Raw genomic sequence first — 277 nt, 5'->3', positions numbered from 1 at the left:
CCTTGTGGTAAGTAAGCATGTTTTTCAAGCCATTGTAAACATCTATAATCAATATTCTCAAATTCATATGTGACAACGTCGCTTATCTCTGCTAAATGCTGAATTGCTTTTAAATCGTCATATGGTGCAACGACTTCAACATCAGCAACTTGTGCACATGGTGAATGCTTTGTAGGATCTAAAACAGCAATTTTATAACCCATTTCCTTAGCTGCCAACGCCATCATTCTTCCAAGCTGGCCGCCTCCAATAATGCCAATTGTTTTTCCAGGTAAAA

Annotated in this window: 1 protein-coding gene; it reads right to left on the bottom strand. The window is 38.3% G+C overall.

Annotation, left to right across the window (positions count from 1 at the left end):
- A partial coding sequence (locus SB775_RS29080; protein WP_410864683.1) for an NAD(P)-dependent oxidoreductase occupies window positions 1–277 on the bottom strand: 277 nt, incomplete at both ends.

Source organism: Peribacillus sp. SIMBA_075, assembly GCF_046534585.1.
The sequence above is the reverse complement of the archived record's forward strand: the minus strand, read 5'-3'. Positions and strand labels throughout refer to the sequence as shown.